Source organism: Parasphingorhabdus sp. (genome assembly GCF_036964675.1).
Classification (GTDB): Bacteria; Pseudomonadota; Alphaproteobacteria; order Sphingomonadales; family Sphingomonadaceae; genus Parasphingorhabdus.
On record NZ_JBALTF010000013.1, the window covers coordinates 23,776 to 45,091 of the forward strand.

The window sequence follows — 21,316 nt, forward strand, 5'->3', positions numbered from 1 at the left end:
ACTATATTGAAATCAGCGCCTTGCTTTCAGTCAGGGCGCTGATTTCTGCATCATCCATATGCAACCAATCCCGAAGCGCGGCGACATTATGTTCGCCGCGTTTTGCGGTTTTGGCGTTGGCGTCGATGCCGCTTTTCGATTTTGAAAAGCGATAGGGCGATTGCACGGTGCGCCGTGCATTGCCGTCATCATCGGTAACGTCAACGATCGTGCCCAGAGCCTTGATACTGGTTTGTTCGTAGATTTCCGGTCCAAATGGATGCACTTCGCCCCAGGCGAGGTTGAGCCGGTCCAGGGTCGCGGTCAGCGCATCGAAGCTCTTGTGCGACATTATATGCTGTTCCATTGCCTCGCGCCGCAGCCGGACTTTTGTCGCGACATCGGCCCCTTCAGGGGTTGGATCCTTCAGGCCATCTTTTGTTGAAAACATGATCCATAGCCATTTCATATCGCCGGTGATTAAAATCTGGCGATCTTCTGGCGCTTTCCAGACCAGTGTCTCAGGTGCTTTGGGCCAGATGTCGTCGAGGGCGAAATGGGCATAGTCATCGGCTGAGTGGAGCACGTTCAGCATCGCAAGATCGATATGCTGGCCTTCGCCGGTCTGGTCGAGTGTACGCAAGGCGGACAGTATTGCGATAACGCCGTGCAGGGAGCTGTAGCTGTCGGCCATCGCAAACTGGATATCGGTTGGATGGCCGCCGCTCATCTCGGCTTGTCGGGCAATCAGTCCGCTTTCGGCGTGCAGCACAGGCGCATAGGCCGCTCGGCCGCGCTCCGGACCATTTTGCCCGTAGCCGGAGATAGAGAGCATCACGAGCCGGGGATTGACCTTTGACAGGTCGGACCAACCGACACCAAATTTGTCCATTACGCCGGGACGGAAATTCTCCACGACAATATCGGCCTGTGCCGCCAACCTGTGAATCAACGCGCGTGCACCATCAGCTTTCAGGTCGACGCAGATATTCCGCTTGCCGATATTGAGCTGCAGATAATTGCCACTGACCCCGCTTTCCCGCTTGGCAAGCTTGCGGGTGACATCGCCTTCCGGTGGCTCCACCTTGAGCACTTCTGCGCCCAGGTCGGAGAGCATGCGCGTGGCATAAGGCCCAGCGACAACACGGGAAAAATCGAGGACCTTGAGCCCCGCTAACGGAAATTCTGCCATATTTGCCTGACTTTAGAGTTTCATCTGCTGCTTCATGGTCTTGTCCGTAGTCGCACCATATGGCGGGAGGAAACCAGCAATTTTGGCAATGTTGATTTTCGGCTGACGATAGACCGCCTTGGCATGGCTAAATTCCTTGAAGCCATCGGGGCCGGTATAGGCGCCCATGCCGGAGGGGCCGACCCCGCCAAACGGCAGGTCATGCTGGGCGATATGGAAAATCACATCATTCACCGTGACGCCGCCGGATATTGTCTTGTCCAATATCTTGCGCTTGTCGCTTTCGGTCTCGCCGAAATAATAAAGCCCGAGCGGCCGGTCATGATCGTTCACATAATCGATCACTTCTTCCAGATTGCGATAGGTTTTTACCGGCAGGATCGGACCGAAGATTTCTTCCTGCATCACCCGCATGTCGTCATTGACGTCCTGGAGCACGGTCAACGGCATCTTGTTGCTGTTGGTGTTGGAAAAATCCTCGTCACCCGGATTGACGATCGTCTGTTTCGCGCCTTTTGCCAGCGCATCATCGATCAGGCTTTGCAGCCGGTCCTTGTGCCGGGCGTTGATCACCGACGTATAGTCATCATTGGCAATCAAAGTCGGATATTGTTCGGAAACGCTCGCGACAATGCCGGACACGACCGCTTCTTCCTTGTCATGCGGGACCAGTAGATAATCGGGCGCGAGACAGATTTGACCGGCGTTCATCATCTTGCCCATGGCGATGCGCTGGGTTGCTTTCTGGACATCGGCATCCGGCCCGACGATGGTTGGCGACTTGCCGCCCAGTTCCAGCGTGACGGGGGTCAGATTCTGGGCTGCTGCTGCCATCACATGTTTGGCAATGCCGCCGCCACCGGTGAAGATCAGGTGATCCCAGGGGATTTCGGAGAAGGATTTGCCCGTTTCCGGTCCGCCGGTGATGACCGTCATTTCTTCCGGAGAAAAATATTCGGCGACCAGCTTCTTGACCAGTTCACCGGTTTCGGGGCAGAATTCGGAAAATTTGATCATTACCCGGTTGCCGGCACCAAAGGCGCCGATCGCCGGATCAAAGGCCAGATTGATCGGGAAATTCCACGGCGCGATGACGCCAACCACACCCTTGGGCTGATATTCGACCTGTCCGCTGGCACCGAGCAGATTGAGCGGGAAATCCATCTTGCGCTTTTCCGGGCGCATCCATTTTTTGAGATTTTTCTTGTGATCCTTGGCATGGCCGACCACCGACATCAGATCGGTCATCACCGTCTGGACGCCGCTGCGGTGGCCGAAATCACTGGATACCGCCTCGCACAGATCGTCCTGATGATCGATGATCATTTGCGCAGTGCGGTTGATCCGGTCCATGCGGGCGCCAAAGCTGACCGGCAATTCCGCGTGAAAGGCGTCGCGTTGCGCCTGAAAAAGCTTCATGATTTCGTCTTTACTGACTTCGCCAGCTGCCGCTTCCAATGCTTCCATATCTGCTCTCCATCGCGCAGGGTGTTAACGCCCCGGCATCATCCATTTCAATTGACCACTTAAACGGTTTTCTGGCGGCTTGTCGAGGGTGAACCGGCTAATCCGCCAATGTCGCGATCGCCTGTGCGGTCGCGACCAGCTGCCTGGCCTGCCTGAGGTGCAGCAGCTCGGTCATTTTGCCATCGACAACGATCACGCCCTTGCCGGCATTGACCGGATCTGCGAACGCCGCGATGATCGCCGCTGCCGCAGCCAATTCATCCGCGCTTGGTGCAAAAACGCGGTTGGCGGTCTCGATCTGTGCCGGATGGATCAGCGACTTGCCATCAAAACCCAGCTTTTTCGCTTCGATACATTCTGCCGCGAGACCGTCCGGATCGTTGAAATCATTATAGACGCTGTCGATGACGTTGAGGCCATAGGCCCGCGCGGCGATAACTGTTTGCGTCATCACCGAGCCGAAAACCGCGCGATCATGATCCGCCCGCATTTCCTTGGCCAGATCATTGAAACCCATGACAAAAGTTGTCAGTCGCCGCTGCGGGCCAAGCGCGGCAATTTCGGCGAGCTTCAAAATCGCCTGCGGCATTTCGATCATCGCCCATAGCTGGGTGTCGAGACTGGCATCGAGATCTTCCATGAAATCGGTGATCTGGATGATATCATCGGCGTTCAATATTTTCGGAACCAGCACGGCATCTGCCTGACTCAGACATGCCTGCCTGAGGTCATGCGCAAACCAGGGTGTGTCCATCGCGTTGACGCGTACGACCAGTTCCCGGTTGCCATAGTCGCCGGATTGCAGCGCGGCGCAGGCATTTTCGCGCGCTTCTTCCTTGGCGTCCGGTGCCACGGCATCTTCGAGATCGAAGATTATCGTGTCGGCGGGGAGGGTTTTTGCCTTTTCCAGCGCGCGTTTGTTGGACGCGGGCATGTACAGGCAGGATCGGCGAGGGCGGTAATGGGTATCGGTCATGAACAACTCTAACATCGGAGGCGACCATGGAAAAGGCCGAATTTCGGATCAATCGAAGCGGCAATGAAGAAATTTTACCGCATATTAACCATCCCGGTGTCAATAGTTTCTACTCGTAAAAAGAATGTCGTTTCCAAAGGGAAAAGCCAATTTCATGAAGCACAATCATAAATTTGGGCCGGTTGATGCTGAGGGAGCGGCGGTAGAGGGGCAGTTTGCAACAGGTCACACTGCGGATGCCCAACAATTTCCCTTCGGAACTGGCCTTGATTCAGGCTTATCCAACAAGAAGCAGGTCCGAAGGACAATTGGCTTGGCCCTGCTTTTATTCGACATCATTGCGATATCTGTTGCTTTTTTGACTGCAGATATGTTCCGTCATGGCGGTTTGACTCATCAGCAATCATTGCTGCTGACCGTTATTCTGCCAATTTTTGCAATGATAACTCTGTCAAAAGATGGCTATAGTGCGCGTGCTACGATAGATTCCAATTTTGGCATTCGAAAAGCAATCATGGGGTTTCTGTTCGCCGCAGGTTCGATGTTGCTGTTTGCTTACGCGTTAAAAACAAGCGAAGAATTTTCACGGATCATGTTCGGTATTGCTGTGATCCTATCGGCAGCCAATCTTGCCTTGTCCCGGCATTTTGTGACGAAGATTGGCAGACATATACTCGGCAACAATCCCTATGCGATATTATTGATTGATGAGAATGATTCCGCATCAATGACCTTTGGAACGACGAGATCCGGGTCGCCAGTTCCCTCGGACTATGATGCCCTCCTCAGACTAGGCCAGATTGCTCGGAATATGGAAAGAGTGATCATCAAATGTGCGCCAGAAAATAGAGCAAAATGGGCTTTCGCCATGAAGTCGTTAAACATTCACGGTGAAATCGTTGTTGAGGAATTGACCGAACTGGCACCTCTTGCTTTGACAACCATCGACGGGAAACCCGCCCTGCTTTTGAGCTGCGATCCGCTGAGTTTAAGGCAACGGGTGTCAAAACGACTGCTCGATCTCACGATCGTCGCGCTGGCTATACCCGCTGCATTGCCGGTCATATTGATTGCCGCAGCCGCAATAAAATTGGAGAGTCGTGGACCGGCATTTTTCTTGCAGAAGCGCATTGGCCTCGCCAATCGAAATTTCACGATCTGGAAGCTCCGTTCCATGCGTATGAATGCCGTTGGCTCTGATGGCAGGATATCGACCCATCGAGATGACGAACGGCTGACAAGAGTGGGTTCTTTTTTAAGAAGCACCAGCATTGATGAACTGCCACAATTGTTCAACGTTTTGATCGGCGACATGAGCATTGTCGGGCCGCGCCCGCATGCTGCAGCCTCGAAAGCCGATGACCGGCTATTCTGGGATATTGACGGGCGGTATTGGCACCGCAATGCGGTGAAGCCAGGGCTGACAGGACTGGCCCAGGTGAGGGGCTTTCGCGGCGCTACGCATGCCAAAGCGGATTTGGTCAACCGTTTGCAGGCAGATTTGGAATATCTCTCGAATTGGTCATTCTGGAAAGATCTGGAGATCATCCTGAAGACCTTTACGGTCCTGATTCACAAAAATGCCTACTGATAAAATACCGTATAAGCGGGCAAGAAAAATTTTTGAATGCAACCCAGTCTTGCGCATTTTGATTATTTGTAAGCGTTTCTTAATCATATTCCTTAATAGCTTCAAGCCATGAAAATCCTCATTCTCGGCATAAATTACGCACCGGAATTAACCGGTATTGCAGTCTATACAGCTGGCCTTGCGCAGGATCTTGTCGCACGCGGTCATGCGGTCGAGGTTGTCACCGCGCCGCCCTATTATCCGGATTGGCAGGTCGCTGCAGGTCATTCACCCTGGCGTTATGCGAGCGACCGACAGGCGGGTGTTCAAATAACGCGATGCCCTATTTACGTTCCTCGAAATCCCAGTGGCCCAAAACGCATCTTGCACCATCTCAGTTTCGCGATAACCTCGCTATTCCCGATGATCGCGAGCAGCTTCCGGATGCGTCCGGACATTATATTCACTGTTTCGCCGTCACTTTTTTCCGCGCCGATCGGTGCGTTGGCGGCTCGTATGACCGGTGCCAAGCAATGGCTGCATATTCAGGATTTTGAAGTCGAGGCGGCATTTGCAACAGGACAAATCAATTCACAAGACATGGTCAAGCGATGGGCGCACTCGTTCGAACATTTCTGCTTGTCATTGCCTGACAAGGTCAGCAGTATTTCATCCGCCATGTGCCAGAAACTGTTAGACAAGGGCGTTGCTTCGGCAGCTGTTTATCAGCTGAATAATTGGGCAGATGATGCGACGATCAAACCCAAGAGCCACTCCTTGTTTCGTAGCCGATGGAATATTGCAACAGATCATGTGGCTCTCTATTCGGGAAGTATCTCCGAAAAGCAGGGCCTGGAAAATGTCATTGAGGCGGCCCGCCGTCTGAAAAATCGTGAAGACATAACATTTGTCATCTGCGGTAACGGTCCCAATCGCGGGAAACTGGAGAAATGTGCTGCCGATTTGAAAAATATCCAGTTTCATGGACTGCAAAAATTTGAAGATTTGAACGATCTATTGTCATTGGCTACGATTCATTTGCTACCGCAGAAAAGAGATGCAGCTGACTTACTGTTGCCTTCAAAGCTTGCAAATATGTTGGCTTCCGGTCGTCCGGTTGTTGCGGGGGCCGAGGCAGGGACCGGTCTTGCCGTTGCGGTCGCAGGATGTGGTTTGATTGTGGAACCGGATAGTCCCGACGCGATGGCGAAAGCGATAGTCAATCTGATGGATGATTCTATCTTGCACAGCGAATGTTCGAAAGCGGCACGGAGGCGCAGTCTGCAAGACTGGTCGAAAGAGCAGATCATTTTTGATTTGGAACGCGCTTTTGCTCAGATATCCGGGGCGGATAAATTCTCAAAACCGGTTGGCAAGTCAGAATTTTCAGGGGGAGCAGGATGAAAGTAGGAAAGGCATTGCGTGCATTTTGCAACCCGGCCTATTGGCCTGCCTTGTCTCGCGGCGTGGTACCGACGATCGAGCATATTTCCGCTCTCGACGGGCTTGAACCCGACACGATTATCGATGTTGGCGCCAACAAAGGGCAATTTTCAGCAATGGCCGCAAACTTGTGGCCAGATGCACAACTGATTGCATTCGAACCGCTGCCCGACCAGGCCGACAAATTTGTCAGTCACCTCGGGAAGCGCGCAACGCTCCATCGGTGCGCCTTGGCCGCTGAGCAAAGCCACATGGAATTGCATCTCGCTTCCCGCGCCGATTCCTCCTCCTTGTTGCCGCTAGCGGATCGTCAGAAATCAATGTTCGATATGGAAGAAATCGGATTGTTGACCGTTCCGGTCTGTCGACTGGATGAGATTATAACTTCGGGAATGATGTCCGGGCAAGCGCTGCTAAAAATTGACGTGCAAGGTTTCGAATATGAAGTTTTGCTGGGTGCCACGGCTCTCGTCGGTGCAATCAAATGGATCTTTGTCGAAGCGTCATTTATGGAATTATATACCGGACAACGCCTCTTCCCCGAAATTGAACAGCTGCTCGCAGGCTACGGCTATGAGGAGATCGGGCGTTTTAATATGGTATCAGATGACAGGAATGAGCCGGTTCAGGCCGATATTTTGTTCCAGAGGCTATAGGTCAATAAAAATGCTAAGATGGATTATCGGTCTGACTAAACCCGTGCGCTATAAGGTTGAGGAGATGCTCTTTCTCCGGTCTTCCGAAAAGGAGCATCTTGCGAGTTTGAAAGATATATATAAAGGGCAACCGCTTCTGATTGTAGGCAATGGCCCCAGTATCAACAAAACACCTTTGGAAAGATTCAATTCGATTGCCTCCATCGGGATGAACAAAATCGATATGCTGTTTGATCGCTCAAGTTGGCGACCTTCGCTGATTATGTGCACCAACAATCTGGTAGTCAAACAGCATAGCGACGTTTTTGCAGCGAGTGAAATTCCGATCTATCTGGCCTGGAAAAGTCGATGGTTTCTGAAGAAACGGTCCGCTGCAATCCGTTTCTTTAACCTGCGAAATGATGAGGAATTTAGTGGCGATGTCAGTAGCGGCATGGGGTCCGGGGCAACGGTAACATATGCAGCGTTGCAGCTTGCCTATCATATGGGTGCCAATCCCGTGATAATCGTCGGCGTCGATCATAGTTTTGACAAGTCAGGTGCTGCCAATATCTATGAAAAGCGTCGCGGCGCCGACAATAATCATTTTGACCCCAATTATTTCAAGGACGGCAGTTATTGGGGCGTTCCCAATCTCGACGCAAGCGAGGAAGTATTCCTGAAAAGCCGGCTTGCCTTCGAGCAGGATGGCCGCAAAATTTACGACGCGACCGTTGGTGGGAAGTTGCAGATTTTCGAAAAGATCGATATCGACGAGGCGGTGGCGTTAAGCAACTCCTGACCGCGTCGCAGAATAGTCATCCAAACCATTGAACCTGAGGGGCGATCAATAGGATTACAGCCCCGATCGGTAGTAATATCGCCCAGATATCGCGACCCAAAACATATCCGAATGCCCCCAATGTCAGCGAGCGTGCATAGCATGCGTAGGGGATCGCCGAGCCAATCTGAAAAGCTGCGAACAGGGTCAGGCTTGGACGATCCACAAGCATCAGGGGGATGAGATAGAGGCATGCAAACAGTCCATTTGCGATGTGTAGCTTGATCTCGTTCGACACCGCGTAAAGATGAAGATGGGTCGCCCCATAGCGGGCGATCATCGTCGCAATGGCCAACAACAGCCAGATTGAAACCGGAACGAACCCAATGTCGATGCCAATGGAATGCGCAAAGGCGAAAGCGAGTGGCACCGGGACGAGCAACAACGCCGTCAGCCAGGAAGATTTCAAGATGACCCGATCTGCCAAACCTAGAAGCTTGGTTGCATCTCCACTGGCATAAGATGCCGCCATTGCAGGCATCGCGCCATACAGGGGCGACATCGCAAACTGCTGAATAAATCCCAGAACATTTAATGCGAGCAAAAAGGCCGCCAAATCAGCCGCAGTCGCATATTGAGCGAAAAGGAACCCACCGCCATATAGCGTGAACATGCCGGCAAAAGTACCGATCGTCCCGCGCCATGCGCGTTGCCATACCAAGCGCATAATGGGTTGCTCGTCTTCTTCCGGATTTTTAGTGCGCTCACACTCAAATCCGTTCTTCCTGGCCCAGCGCCGAACGACAAAATACTGGACGAGAAAAGGTGCATAAAGTGATGCGAGGCCGATCACTGGATTATGCGTTATCCAAAGCAATAGTGGGGTGAGCAGTGCGCCTGCAAGCCAGGTGAACGCTTCTGCCCTTCGCGCGGAGGAAGTCTCCCCAACCGCAAACAGGAACGCCATCATTGGTTGAATGAGCAATCTGAGGATCGACAGAATGATAAAGACCGCCCACATCATCCAGCCATGTTCCATGTTTGGAAGCGCCGATAGGCTGCGATAGATGATCGAGGTGCCGCCGGTAATTGCAAAAAGCAGCCACAGACCGGAAAGTATCAGAAAAACAATTTGCAACTGCGCGTTCACACGGGCCATCAATTTGCGATTGGGTCCAGACTGTTTGGTGGCGGCATGTTCCCCGGTGGAACCGGTCAATCGATTTGATCCCGCAAATGCATAGGATAGCATCTGCATCGATATAGTGGGTAAACTGCCGCTCAATGCCCCAATGATTGACTGGAATGTCGTGATCAGCAGCCAAAAGGATACCACGGTGGTATCAAAATAAGCATAGAGAACGGGCAATGGGAGCGCCATCGCCAGAGCGCGAGCAACTACCGAAGAAGCCGTCATGGCACCCGCAGAATGCCAATAATGTCTTGCGATTTTTAGCATTTGACTTTGTTATCCACCAAAAATCCGGGGATAGACTTCTTTGGCCAGATCGTTGATATGTTTCATGGATAGCAGGTCGAAGCTTGGCCCGTTTTCAAAGGCGATGAGATTTCCCCAACCTTCTGGATCCAGCATATCCGGTGTGGCAGCAAAAGCTTTCCATCGGTGCTGCGCACCATATTCGCTGATCGGATACCATTCGGATAGTGTGATCCGGTAGCCACGTTCGCTTAAATATGCATAAAGGTCGGCAACAGAATATCCCAATGGCAATGTCTTGGCATTTTCATATTCGCAGATGATAACCTCCGGCCTGGTGGTTTTCCAATCGATCCCCTTGATCGCAAAAAAATCGAAGCCTTCGATGTCGATCTTCAGAAAATCGATTGCAGACAAGTCATATTCCTGAACTACATTCGCCATGGTTGTGACTTCAACCATTCCTGTTTGTTGGTGACTTTCGTGAAAAGCCGAAAGACCGCTGATGCCGGAGCTTTGCTCGCTGGCAAAAAAGGGCTTCGCCGGTTCAGCATGATCCGAAACAGCGCGGGTGTCGATTTTCACGAGGGGATGATTGCCAAAAGCCGCTTCAAGATGCTGCCTATTTTTTGGATCGGGTTCAAATGCGACGATATCCCAGCCCAGATCGACGAACATTGCGAGCTCTATGCCGTAATGGGCGCCGATATCGACCATCGTTCCCGTCTTCGCAGCTTGGCGAAAAACCTCATGAATCAACCGCACCTCATCGAACTGATCGCGCCCGGTGAGCTGTTTGAGGCGACGAACCTTGCTATCTCCCAGCAGGCGGCGAAGTTTGTCTTTTAGCACGGGTTTTGATGATCTCCATAAGTCGGTGAACCAGAGCTTTAAACACAAAAGCCTTTGAGATTTATTAACCACAAAAATAAGTTTTCGTTAACTCTTTTCCCATAGGCCGGTTTTTGGAGAAACCAGATGGATATCAGCATCATCATCCGTACGCTGAACGAAGCGAAATGGCTGCCCGAACTGCTCAAAGCGGTGCGCGGGCAACAATTGAACGGTTTGTCCTGCGAAACCATCCTGGTCGATTCCGGATCAACCGATGGAACGCTCCAAATTGCGGCATCCTTTGGCTGCAAAATCGTCACGATTGATAAATCCCAATTTACCTTCGGTCGCTCGCTCAATCATGGATGCGAAGCGGCAAGCGGACGTTATTTGGTGTTGATTTCCGGACATTGCGTGCCTGTAGGAAATGATTGGCTCCTCAATCTGTGCAAACCACTGGACGACGATATTTGTGACTATGGCTATGGACGCCAGATCACGCGGGAAGGCTATTCCAAATTTTCTGAGAAATGTCTGCTGCTCAAATATTTTCCTGATGGATCGAAGTTGCCGCAAGGCGATTTTTTCTGCAACAACGCCAATAGCGTGTTGCGTCGCGAAACCTGGGAAAAATATCGGTTCGACGAAGAATTAACCGGTCTTGAGGATATGGCGCTCGCCAAGCAGCTTTGGCAGGATGGCGGAAAAATTGGCTATGCTGCCGCTGCCATAGTGGAACATATTCATGAGGAAAGCTGGTCCCAGATAAGGCGCAGATACGAACGCGAGGCGATCGCCTTGCAAGCGATTATGCCCGAAATCCATGTCAGTATTTCCGATTTTGTGAGATATACAGCCATCGGTATCCTATTCGATAGCGCAGCTGCCTTGCAGGAACATCGACTACTGAAGCATTTCGGAGAAATCGTTATGTTCCGTGCCATGCAATATTGGGGAACATGGCGAGGCAATAACGATCACCGCAAGCTCTCGCGCGAAGCGAAAGAAAAATATTTCTATCCCCGGTCAACGGAAAGGTCATCGTCACGTGGTCCAGAATTTTCAAACCGTCGCGCTCCTGCCGATGAAGGCGCATAGCGCTCGGGTTTCCGGTAAAAATTTCAGGGAATTTGCTGGCAAACCTTTGTTCCGCTGGGTGCTCGACTCGTTGCTTGGAGTCGGCGCGATTGATGCGGTTGTGATCAACACGGATGCGCGCGACATTCTGGCGGACAACGGTTTGCTAGATGGTGATGCCGGTGGCCGGATCGTCATCCGAGATCGCAAACCAGAAATTTGCGGCGACTTCGTTTCGATGAATATGGTGCTTGCCGACGATATTGATGCCGTGACGGCGGACAACTATGTCATGACCCATACAACCAATCCATTGTTGCGGAGCAGGACGATTGAGCGAGCCTTGTCTCAATATAAGAGTTCCATGCAGAAGCTGGGAGCAGATTCGCTATTCTCCGTGAACAAGGTACAAACCCGATTTTACCGCGAAGATGGATCGGCAATCAATCATGACCCGGACAATCTGATCCGTACTCAGGACCTGGAAACATGGTTTGAGGAAAATTCCAATCTTTACATTTTTAATCGCGATAGCTTCGCAAAAACCAACGCGCGTATTGGCGCAAATCCCGTGATGTTTGAAATGGACAAAACGGAATCCGTTGATATCGACGGACAGGCCGAATGGGATATGGCTGAAGCAATGGCAGTTTATCAGCAGGACAAAGCCCTATGAGCGAGCGCAAGAACATTCTTGTTACTTGTCCACCCATGCTGGGTTTGATTGAAGAATTTGCGGGTGATTTTGACGCGAAAGGCCTCGATTTCACAGCGGCTCCCGTTGTGCAAGTGATGAGCGAAGCCGAACTGATCGATATGCTGCCGGCCTATGATGGCTGGATTATCGGCGATGATCCAGCCACGGCTGATGTTCTGGAAGCCGGGGCTGCCGGGAAATTGCGAGCGATTGTAAAATGGGGCGTCGGTGTCGACAATGTTGATTTTGACGCCGCCAACCGGCTCTGCCTTCACTCCACCAACACGCCTGGAGTGTTCGGCAAAGAAGTCGCGGACCTCGCCATGAATTATGTCGGTGCTCTGGCCCGCCAGAGCTTTTATATCGATCGGGAAATCCGGCAGAATTGCAGTTGGCCCAAACCGGCAGGTATTTCGCTGGCAGGCAAAAAAGTGGGCCTCATCGGCTTTGGTGATATCGGTCGGAACACAGCCAGACGGATGCTTTCCGCGGACATGGAGGTTACGGTCTATGATCCTTTTTTCGAAGCAGTCGAGGGGCTGCACGTTACACCGGCACAATGGCCTACAGGGCTATCGAAACTGGATTTCCTCGTCTTTACCGCTCCGCTCAATAACCATACCCGGCATATGTTCCATCGCGGACTGCTTGATCGGGTGAAGCCGGGCGTGCGCATTGTCAATGTTGGTCGCGGACCCGTGGTCGAAGAGCAGGCGCTGATTGACGGTTTGCAACGGGGCGTAATCCATTCGGTTGGACTGGACGTGTTTGAAGTCGAGCCTTTACCAGTGGATAGCCCGCTTCGGGACTATCCCTATAATGTTTTCGGTAGCCATAATGGTTCAAACACTATCGATGCCGTGGAGCGTGTAAGCCGAATGGCGATCGATATTATCGCGGGGTTCCTGCAAAATGACTAAACCTGCAGCTCTGGTCACCGGCTCCAACGGCGGTATCGGACAAGCAATTGTTGCCGCGCTGCACGAAGCAGGCTGGTTCGTGATAGGCATCGACCGCAACGCCATCAATCATGCAAAATGCGACGCTTTCATCAACTATGATCTGGCGGATTGTTGCGACGAAGCCGACTTTCAGACCGGCTGCATCGATGCCATCCTGAAGGCGGCTGGCGATCGCCCGATCAAGGCCTTGGTCAACAACGCTGCGGTCCAGATTCTGGGATCGACGGAGGAAATCAAGCCGGAAGAATGGCATGAAACGCTGAAGGTCAATCTGAGCGCACCCTTTTTTATGTCACAAGCTCTTTTGCCACATTTGCACGAGGCCAAAGGGTCAATCCTGAATATCGGCTCTGTGCATGCTCAGGCGACAAAGAAGCGTTTTGTTGCTTACGCCACCAGCAAAGCGGCCCTTCATGGCCTAACCCGCGCACTTGCCGTCGATTTGGGCCCACATGTCCGGGTCAACTGCCTGGCGCCCGCAGCGATTGCGACGGACATGCTGAAGGCCGGGTTCGAAGGGAAGGATGAAGAATTTGCGGCGCTGGAAGCTGCCCATCCCGTTGGCAGAATTGGCGATTGCGAAGATGTGGCTCAAGCCGCTCTCTTTCTGCTTTCCTCCAATACATCTTTCGTCACCGGATGCTGCTTCTATCTTGATGGCGGCATATTGTCTCGACTACACGACCCAGTATGAAACCCGATATATACCTCATCGGAAATTATCGCGCGCGGTTGGGGGAAGGGATCTACTGGAGCACGAAAGCAAATGCCTTTCTGTGGCTTGATATCAAGGGACAGAAGATCATTCGCTATTGTCCGCAAACTCTCACAGAGACGATCTGGTCGGTGTCCGAGCAGATCGGTTGTATCGCGGATGACCCGGCCGGCCCAGGTTTTCTGGCTGCCATGCAATCCGGTTTTTCCGCGATCATGCTACCGGATTATTCGTCGGAGGGCATCGTCAATCCGATATGCAATCCTGAGGCAGACATCCCGGGAAATCGCTTCAACGACGGTGCCGTGGACAAGGATGGTTATTTTTGGGCAGGATCCATGGACGATGCCGAAAAGACTGACAGTGGCAGTTGGTGGCGGATGGCTCCGGACAGACGAGTGAACAAGCTGCTATCCGGATACAAAGTAACCAACGGGCCTGCCTTCTCGCCGGATGGAAAATATGTTTTTCTTACTGATTCTGCGAAACAGACGATCTTTCGTGGTTGCTATGACAAGTTTATCGGTATCCGTGATATCGCTCCATGGGCGCAGTTTGGTCAAGGCCATGGATATCCGGATGGAATGATCTTTGGTCCGGACGGCAACTTGTGGGTAGCCTTCTGGGATGGTGCATGTCTGCGAGCTTTGGATTCAACTGGCCAAGTCGTCAAAAAAGTTGATTTGCCAGTGCAGCGTCCAACAAAAATTGCTTTTGCAGCGGACGGAACCTTCTATGTCACAAGTGCGATGGTCAATCTCGCAGGCGAAGGGATTGATGGTCGCTTGCACGCATTCCGTGTGGATTGATGGATGCAAGCGGCAACAGCAGGAATATTATTGTGACGGCAATTGTGAAGTTATAGAATAGTACGCCGTCTAACATCGAAAATGCCAGCATTGTGCTTGCTCCCAGCACTCCAAAAGTCCGCAATTCACTTGGGATTCGCTTGTCCAGTAACAAGCGGAAATAGGCAATTGCCAGTAGCAGCAGCATCGCTGTGCCGCCCAGCAGACCCCAGTCAAATATGAACTGGAGTACGCTATTGTGAGGATGTTTGAAAAACCCCTCCGCAGCGGAATTGATCTGCTGAAATTGCAGCCCTCCATAGCCTAACCATGGCTGTTCTCCAATCAGCCGTATTGTTTCTAGCCAGATATCGGTGCGACCGGACGATATGTCTGAAGGCTCTCCGCTGGCGTTCCAGAAACGCTGAATGGCGCCAAACCAGCCTATTGCAGGTGCTGGCAACAGGATCGACAGGATGCAACCGGTCGGTATTGCCGCACCAATACGCGTCCAGAATAAGCGATTGCGCAACTGGGGTGAGAAAATCATGGTAATCACAATCGCGGCGATCAGGGCTACCGCTGGCCCGCGGGATCCCAGCCATAGCATGGCGGTGGTGTTGATCATCAGGACGAACAGGTGGGGCTTGATCTGAAACTTCGGCCAAATGGCGAGGCTGGCAAGACCGGCGGCAATTGCGGGTGCAAAAATATAGCCCGTATGACGAATGTGGGCAAAGCCGGGAAGGCTGCTCTTCCAGTCATATCCGGAATCCACGCCGGTGATTATCACAAATGCAATGATCGCCGTCCCCGCAAGTGCGGCGCAGGTAGCAAGGGTCAGGCAAAATTTCTGGATCATGGATGCCAGATCTGCGTCGAAGCAGCGAAAGAGATGTACCGCGCTTGCCGCAAATAAAATGTGCACAATCCAGTTGATCGCGGACGCTATCGCCAGTGTCGGAAATGCCGCCAATGACGAGGCCGCGATGACTGCGACGAGCCATATGCCCGATATATACTGAACCGGTCTTGAGAGGGTGGAGAACATGCTCGCAGGGCTCATTTTGTGCAATAGCGCGATAATTATCACCGCGAGTTCAACATAGAGTGAAGGCGACCAAAAGATGCGCCAGCTCAATTGCCAATTTGTAAAATCACCATCTGACGATGTCAGAACCAATATTCTGAAGAGGGGAATGATCGCTAGCAACATGAGCCAGTTGCGACCTAGAAAATTGTTCAAGGTCGGTCGGATGTCAGACCATTGCCATTTTTGCGCCTTCAATGCAGCTTCCTCCGCGATCACAAAATCAGCTCGCCAGCCTGGTTTCGTTGACCGCCTGCCGATTGTCCGGCTGATCCGGCCAGATCCCGCGCGTGTCATAGACCACCTTGCCTGCGCGTTCGTCGAGCGGGATTGATTTGAACATGTCGTGATCGGTGAGGGTGATCATGATCGGGCAGGTTTCCAGCGCTTGGTCGATATCGATCAGCTCGGCACCCGTATCTGCAAAGGCTGCCGGCAGCTCGCTGGCATAGGGTTCGACAATTTTCACACGTCCGCCATAGCGCCGCGCCAGTTTGGTGGCGATCTTGAGGGCAGGGCTCTCGCGGAAATCATCGATATTGGCCTTGAACGCGAGTCCGAAGCAGGCGATCGATACACCGGGCAGTTCATCAATCAGCAGCGAGGCCTGTTCCAGGACATGGCCGGTCTTGCCGTCATTCACTTCGCGGGCGATGCGGATGAGCTGTGACTGTTCGGGGGCGCTGTGAATGATGAACCATGGGTCGACCGCGATACAATGGCCGCCGACACCAGGGCCGGGTTGCAGGATATTGACGCGCGGATGGCGGTTGGCGAGGCGGATGACCTCCCACACGTCGAGTTCCATATGATCGGCGATGATCGAAAGTTCGTTGGCGAAAGCGATATTGACGTCGCGGTAGCTATTCTCGACCAATTTGGTCATTTCCGCTGCGCGCGCCGAAGTTGTCACCAGTTCGCCGCGGACAAAGCGGCGGTAGAAGCCGAGCGCCTTGCGCGCGCAACGCGGGGTGATACCGCCGATGCTGCGATCATTCTGGATCAGTTCCTCGAGGATTTTCCCGGGCAGCACCCGTTCCGGGCAATAAGCGATGGCAATGTCTGGAATGTCGCTCGTCAATCCCGGTACCTTGAGGTCCGGGCGCAGTTTTGCGATCAGATCCCGCATTTTTTCTGTGGTGCCAACCGGGCAGGTCGATTCCAGGATGATCGTGTCACCCGCTTTCAGGGCGGCGGCGATATTGGTCGCTGCTTCCATGACATAGCTGGTGTCGGGAATATGATTTTCGCCGAACGGAGTCGGCACCGCAATGATGAAAATATCGGACGGTTCGATCATCAACGAAGCGCGAAGCGTTCCGCGGGATACGACCCCTTGAACCAGTCCGTCCAGATCCACTTCTTCGATATGGATATTGCCCGAATTGATGGTTTCCACGACCTGTTCGTTGATGTCTATACCGAGAACCATGCATCCCGAGCGAGCGATAACGGCTGCCGTCGGCAGGCCGATATAGCCCAGTCCCATGACACAGACGCTTGGCTTTTCTTCCGATAACATGTGTAAAACCACTCCCCAGGGCGCCGCACCGGCGCGATTGACCTGCGGGGAAGCTAGCCAATCATTGTAAATATTTAGGTAATATGCTGGCTTGACCGGAAATATTCAGGCGGTGAGGCTCTTTTCGATGATGTCGGCGATGCGCTGGCTGGCCTTGCCATCGCCAAACGGATTGTGCGCGCGGGCCATTGCAAGATAATATTCCTCATCGTCGAGCAGCCTGGTGGCTTCTGCCAGAATAACGTCTTTGTCCGTCCCGACCAGCTTGGCGGTTCCGGCTGCAACGCCCTCTGGTCGTTCGGTAGTGTCCCGCATCACCAGCACCGGCTTGCCAAGCGCTGGCGCCTCTTCCTGTACGCCGCCGCTGTCGGTCATCATGAAGCTGCAATGATTGAGCAGGCTGACAAAATTGGGATAGTCTAGCGGTTCGATCATCGCGACATTATCGAGATCACCCAAGGCGTCCTGCATGATCGCCCTTACTTTGGGGTTGAGATGAACCGGAAAAATCAGGGCTACATCATCGCGCTCTGCGATTGTTCGAAGCGCGCTGGCAATATTGGTCAATCCATCGCCCAGATTTTCCCGCCGATGGCTCGTCACCCCGATGATCCTGCGGTCGCTAAACTTCTTATATAGTTCACCAAGATTAACGTCTAACATGCTTTGATCATTAAATTTAGTTGAAGTGACAAGAAGGGCGTCGATCACGGTATTGCCGGTGACATATATTTGCTCAGCCGGGATATTTTCTTTCTTGAGCGCGTCTGCCGATGTCTGGGTCGGGGCAAAATGCTGGTCCGCAATCGTGCCGATGATCTTGCGGTTCACCTCTTCCGGCCACGGGTGATAGATATTGTAGCTGCGCAGGCCGGCTTCGACATGACTGACCGGAATCTGCCGGTAATAGGCAGCCAGAGCGCCGCACATGGCAGTGGCCGTATCTCCCTGCACCACGACTCGTTGCGGCTTAGTTTCGTCCAGTATTTTGCCAATGCCGGACAATAATCTGGCGGTAAGATCATCGAGGCTTTGGTTGGCTTTCATCAGGTCCAGGTCGAAATCGGGCTGGATATCAGCGATATGCAAAACCTGATCCAGCATTTCCCGGTGCTGGGCCGTGACGCAGGATAGCGTTTCCAGAGAGTCTCGCGCTGACAAGGCCTGAACGACCGGGAAAAGCTTTATTGCCTCCGGCCTGGTGCCAAAAATAGTCAAGATTTTCGGTTTTGTTATCATCTGTTTTGTCATTCCGGCTGCTTAATCACTTTTGGCTAAAATTTTGATAATCATATCTTTCGCAAAAGCGTTGACCGCCGCGTTCGGCTAGCCCAATCGCATTTTCATGGATTGGTTTGAAATCAAAAACTGGCTGGAACTGTCAACCGGGCTGGATCGTGACTCCCTGCATATTTATGCGGGTGTCGGGGTTCAACTGATTGTAGCCCTTATTCTTCGTCGTTCGTTAGCCAGCCCGGTTCCTTGGTTGTTGGTTGCAGTGGCTGCCTTGACCAATGAATATTATGACTATTCCTTCGTTCCGGATCCTTTAAATGCTACGCAGGAATATTTTGATGGGGCGATCAGAGATGTCTGGAACACGTTGCTATTGCCATCATTGCTTTTGGTGATTGCCAGATATTGGCCGACTTGGCTTACCGGAAGAGCTAAAACGGTTGGCGAGCCGGAAAAATTGGATCGTGCCAATCCGCCAATATAACTCCTGATCCTAGTCTCTCCCCCCAAGTTTTTGCACTATTTTTTTGACGTCCTGTGATTGTCCACGGGGCAATATCATGACTTTATTTTCATGGGTGACGATAATGAGATTTTCCACGCCCAGAACCGCGACTTCAAGTTCCTGGCTGTGGATCAGATTATTGCTTGAATCGATTGTCACAGCATTGCCGAACAGGGCATTGGACTGCGGGTCCTTGTTGCAGATTTCGAACAGGGCATCCCAGCTGCCGACATCTGACCAGCCCGGGTTGACGGGAGTTACCGCGACCTTTTGCGCTCTTTCCATGATCGCATAGTCAATTGAGTCAGAGGGTGCGGATGCGAAAGCCTCCGAGTCAGGGTGACAAAGCCCGTTTTCTGTCTGCTTGCCAGCCATGGCGGACCGGCAGGCGGCAAGTATCTCGGGAGCGTATTTCTCCATGGCAGCCAAATAGGCATCGGCACGAAAGAGAAATATTCCTGCGTTCCAGTGAAAGCCGCCATCAGCGAGCATTTTCTCGGCATTGTCCTTATTTGGTTTCTCGACGAATCTCTTTGCCGATAAAATTCTGTCGCTTCCGACGATGGCATCTCCCTGTTGAATATAGCCGTATCCGGTTTCGGGTCCGGTAGGTTCGATCCCGAATGTCACCAACCAGCGGGCTTCTGCTACTGGAACCGATGCGAGCACGGCTTTTTGAAATGCAGCAATATTTTTGATGATGTGATCGCTGGGCATAACCAGTAACAAATCGGTCGGGTTTTCAGCAGCGAGCGCCGCAAGCGCAATCGCGGGTGCGGTATTGCGAGGGCAGGGCTCCAAGATCATTGTGCGGGCTGTCGCACCCACTTCCTGCATCTGATCCTGCATGATTTCAATATGTCTGGCAGAGCCCACAATGACCGGATTGCGGTATGTTGTTTGGTCTGCACAGCGCTGCAGCGTCTGTTGGAACATGCTTAGCGGGCCCAGCAGGTTTAGAAATTGCTTCGGCTTTTCCTGGGTCGAAAGTGGCCATAATCGCGTTCCGGTGCCACCGGATAAGATAACAGGAGTGATTTGCGTGGTCTGCGCCATGGTCAATATCTCACGTCATCGTACAAGCGATGAGTGACCTTTTGTTTTTAGATAGATCGATATCGGAGAATCGCGGGCAAATTCCACAGTCCCCCGCCTTGATCAATTTGCCGCGGACGGTAACCGACCCTTCCAAAGGGATGATTTGCCATTCTTTGCTCGCCGTCTTCGAAATTACGTCGTCGTCGGTTCCGATAATTTGGAACAATGCAAATGGTGCGCCAACGCAAAGAATGGCAGACTCGTCAACCGGAATCTCATTGCAATAATCCATGTCATAAGCGGTCAGCTTGGCAACCGCAATCGCTTCCTCGAGGTGGAGCTCGCGCGGCCGACCATAGTCGTACATGCGATAGGTTATATCAATATTCTGCTGTACTTCCAGCAGCGAGACATCCGCTCCGATGGCATGGATCGTTCCTGCCGGGACATAGAAAAAGTCGCCTTTCTTGACTGGCTTCCAGTCAATGAGTTGCTCAATTTCTCCCAATATTGCAGCGGTTTTCAATTTTGTTGCGCTGACGGGTTTTTTCAAACCGAGACCCAAAACGGCGTCTGGTTTTGCATCGAGAATGAACCAGCATTCTTCCTTGCCATGCGGAAATCCAATCCTGCGCGCCTGTCTGTCATTGGGGTGGACCTGAATGGACAGCTTTTCACTGGTGAAAAGATATTTGACCATGAGCTGAAGTTTGATGCCCTTCGGCGCTTCAAACCAGACCTCTCCAATCTTCTTTCCGCTGCCGCCATCAAAAATATCAGGTAAAACTTCCTGACCCCAGGGCTTTTCGACGAATTTCCTCTTCAACTTCATGTCCTGGAATTAAGGCTCACCGGTTTCTCCCGACGCTCGTGTATATTAAACTGGTTTGGGCAACTTCCGATGGATTGTAAATGTTTCGCAAGTCGACCAGCACATTGCCTTTCATTACATCTGCAAGCTTCTTCAAATCCAAGGCACGGAATGCGTCCCATTCGGTGACAATGACGACCGCATCCGCATCTTTCGCTGCATTGTAACTGCTGTTCGCCATTGTGACTGATGGCATGATCTCTTTCGCCAATTCCATGCCCTCGGGATCATAGGCGGTCACTGCCGCTCCTGCGTCAATCAAAGTTTGCGCGATGGCGATGGAGGGTGCGTCCCTCATATCATCAGTATTCGGTTTGAATGTAAGGCCGAGCAAAGCCACTTTTTTGAGGCGTACGGTGCCGCCTAAAGCATGAATGACCTTGCGGCCCATGGCGCGTTTGCGTTGCTCATTCACTTGAACCACGGCTTCGACAATGCGAACCGGACTATCATTGTCCTGTGCCGTCTTCATCAAGGCCAGCGTGTCCTTCGGAAAGCAG

General features: G+C 52.3%; 21 protein-coding genes. 10 read left to right on the forward strand and 11 right to left on the reverse strand.

Translation table 11 applies throughout. The features are described 5' to 3' along the window. Window position 1: 1 nt before the first annotated feature. From V7665_RS04090 to V7665_RS04100, 3 genes are all read right to left on the reverse strand, one after another. Window positions 2-1,171 (reverse strand): CaiB/BaiF CoA transferase family protein, encoded by a 1,170-nt coding sequence (locus V7665_RS04090; RefSeq protein WP_335663261.1) that lies wholly within the window; start codon window positions 1,169-1,171, stop codon window positions 2-4. Window positions 1,172-1,183: 12 nt separating this feature from the next. Beyond that, window positions 1,184-2,638 carry a coniferyl aldehyde dehydrogenase gene (locus V7665_RS04095; protein ID WP_335663262.1) on the reverse strand — a complete coding sequence of 485 codons (1,455 nt, stop codon included), beginning with the start codon at window positions 2,636-2,638 and terminating at the stop codon, window positions 1,184-1,186. Between the two features lie 97 nt (window positions 2,639-2,735). After that, window positions 2,736-3,614, reverse strand: coding sequence for an HpcH/HpaI aldolase/citrate lyase family protein (locus V7665_RS04100; protein ID WP_335663263.1), 879 nt, complete (start codon window positions 3,612-3,614; stop codon window positions 2,736-2,738). A 154-nt stretch (window positions 3,615-3,768) separates the two neighbouring features. Between V7665_RS04100 and V7665_RS04105 the strand changes: the two genes are divergently transcribed. From V7665_RS04105 to V7665_RS04120, 4 genes are all read left to right on the forward strand, one after another. Further along, on the forward strand, window positions 3,769-5,205 hold the full coding sequence (locus tag V7665_RS04105) for an exopolysaccharide biosynthesis polyprenyl glycosylphosphotransferase (protein WP_335663264.1): 1,437 nt from the start codon (window positions 3,769-3,771) through the stop codon (window positions 5,203-5,205). 108 nt (window positions 5,206-5,313) lie between these two features. Further along, window positions 5,314-6,588 carry a WcaI family glycosyltransferase gene (locus V7665_RS04110; RefSeq protein ID WP_335663265.1) on the forward strand — a complete coding sequence of 425 codons (1,275 nt, stop codon included), beginning with the start codon at window positions 5,314-5,316 and terminating at the stop codon, window positions 6,586-6,588. A gap of 62 nt (window positions 6,589-6,650) precedes the next feature. Continuing rightward, complete coding sequence (locus tag V7665_RS04115) at window positions 6,651-7,283, forward strand: FkbM family methyltransferase (protein ID WP_335663266.1); 633 nt, start codon at window positions 6,651-6,653, stop codon at window positions 7,281-7,283. Further along, entirely contained in the window at window positions 7,234-8,064 is an 831-nt protein-coding gene (locus V7665_RS04120; RefSeq protein WP_335663267.1) for a hypothetical protein, read from the forward strand. Before V7665_RS04115 ends, V7665_RS04120 begins: the two co-directional genes overlap by 50 nt. A 16-nt stretch (window positions 8,065-8,080) precedes the next feature. Here the strand turns inward: V7665_RS04120 and V7665_RS04125 are convergent, their stop codons facing one another. Beyond that, window positions 8,081-9,502, reverse strand: coding sequence for a hypothetical protein (locus V7665_RS04125; protein WP_335663268.1), 1,422 nt, complete (start codon window positions 9,500-9,502; stop codon window positions 8,081-8,083). Between the two features lie 9 nt (window positions 9,503-9,511). Next, window positions 9,512-10,333, reverse strand: a complete 822-nt coding sequence (locus tag V7665_RS04130; RefSeq protein ID WP_335663269.1) for an FkbM family methyltransferase — start codon at window positions 10,331-10,333, stop codon at window positions 9,512-9,514. A gap of 126 nt (window positions 10,334-10,459) precedes the next feature. On the opposite strand from V7665_RS04130, the gene V7665_RS04135 reads away from it, so the two are divergent. From V7665_RS04135 to V7665_RS04155, 5 genes are read left to right on the forward strand one after another with little or no spacing between them, the layout of a single operon-like run. After that, the gene (locus V7665_RS04135) at window positions 10,460-11,413 is read left to right on the forward strand and encodes a glycosyltransferase (protein ID WP_335663270.1); all 954 of its coding nucleotides are present in this window, start codon (window positions 10,460-10,462) and stop codon (window positions 11,411-11,413) included. Further along, on the forward strand, window positions 11,364-12,068 hold the full coding sequence (locus V7665_RS04140; RefSeq protein WP_335663271.1) for an acylneuraminate cytidylyltransferase family protein: 705 nt from the start codon (window positions 11,364-11,366) through the stop codon (window positions 12,066-12,068). The genes V7665_RS04135 and V7665_RS04140 overlap by 50 nt, the downstream gene beginning before the upstream one ends. After that, window positions 12,065-13,009 carry an NAD(P)-dependent oxidoreductase gene (locus tag V7665_RS04145; protein ID WP_335663272.1) on the forward strand — a complete coding sequence of 315 codons (945 nt, stop codon included), beginning with the start codon at window positions 12,065-12,067 and terminating at the stop codon, window positions 13,007-13,009. The genes V7665_RS04140 and V7665_RS04145 overlap by 4 nt, the downstream gene beginning before the upstream one ends. Beyond that, window positions 13,002-13,745 carry an SDR family NAD(P)-dependent oxidoreductase gene (locus V7665_RS04150; RefSeq protein ID WP_335663273.1) on the forward strand — a complete coding sequence of 248 codons (744 nt, stop codon included), beginning with the start codon at window positions 13,002-13,004 and terminating at the stop codon, window positions 13,743-13,745. Before V7665_RS04145 ends, V7665_RS04150 begins: the two co-directional genes overlap by 8 nt. Next, window positions 13,742-14,575, forward strand: a complete 834-nt coding sequence (locus V7665_RS04155; protein WP_335663274.1) for an SMP-30/gluconolactonase/LRE family protein — start codon at window positions 13,742-13,744, stop codon at window positions 14,573-14,575. The genes V7665_RS04150 and V7665_RS04155 overlap by 4 nt, the downstream gene beginning before the upstream one ends. Here the strand turns inward: V7665_RS04155 and V7665_RS04160 are convergent. The 3 genes from V7665_RS04160 to wecB form a co-directional block, all read right to left on the reverse strand. Next, the gene (locus tag V7665_RS04160; protein WP_335663275.1) at window positions 14,520-15,842 is read right to left on the reverse strand and encodes an O-antigen ligase family protein; all 1,323 of its coding nucleotides are present in this window, start codon (window positions 15,840-15,842) and stop codon (window positions 14,520-14,522) included. The genes V7665_RS04155 and V7665_RS04160 overlap by 56 nt on opposite strands. Before the next feature lie 25 nt (window positions 15,843-15,867). Then, complete coding sequence (gene wecC / locus V7665_RS04165) at window positions 15,868-17,166, reverse strand: UDP-N-acetyl-D-mannosamine dehydrogenase (RefSeq protein WP_335663276.1); 1,299 nt, start codon at window positions 17,164-17,166, stop codon at window positions 15,868-15,870. Between the two features lie 105 nt (window positions 17,167-17,271). Beyond that, on the reverse strand, window positions 17,272-18,417 hold the full coding sequence (wecB, locus tag V7665_RS04170; RefSeq protein WP_335663277.1) for a non-hydrolyzing UDP-N-acetylglucosamine 2-epimerase: 1,146 nt from the start codon (window positions 18,415-18,417) through the stop codon (window positions 17,272-17,274). A gap of 94 nt (window positions 18,418-18,511) precedes the next feature. On the opposite strand from wecB, the gene V7665_RS04175 reads away from it, so the two are divergent. Continuing rightward, window positions 18,512-18,886 carry a hypothetical protein gene (locus tag V7665_RS04175; RefSeq protein ID WP_335663278.1) on the forward strand — a complete coding sequence of 125 codons (375 nt, stop codon included), beginning with the start codon at window positions 18,512-18,514 and terminating at the stop codon, window positions 18,884-18,886. A 9-nt stretch (window positions 18,887-18,895) separates the two neighbouring features. On the opposite strand, the gene V7665_RS04180 is transcribed toward V7665_RS04175, so the two are convergent. From V7665_RS04180 to V7665_RS04190, 3 genes are all read right to left on the reverse strand, one after another. After that, window positions 18,896-19,963 carry a mannose-1-phosphate guanylyltransferase/mannose-6-phosphate isomerase gene (locus V7665_RS04180; RefSeq protein WP_335663279.1) on the reverse strand — a complete coding sequence of 356 codons (1,068 nt, stop codon included), beginning with the start codon at window positions 19,961-19,963 and terminating at the stop codon, window positions 18,896-18,898. Window positions 19,964-19,973: 10 nt separating this feature from the next. After that, entirely contained in the window at window positions 19,974-20,777 is an 804-nt protein-coding gene (locus tag V7665_RS04185) for a class I mannose-6-phosphate isomerase (RefSeq protein WP_335663280.1), read from the reverse strand. 16 nt (window positions 20,778-20,793) lie between these two features. Next, the coding region (locus V7665_RS04190) for a UDP binding domain-containing protein (RefSeq protein ID WP_335663281.1) at window positions 20,794-21,316 on the reverse strand (523 nt) is incomplete at its 5' end.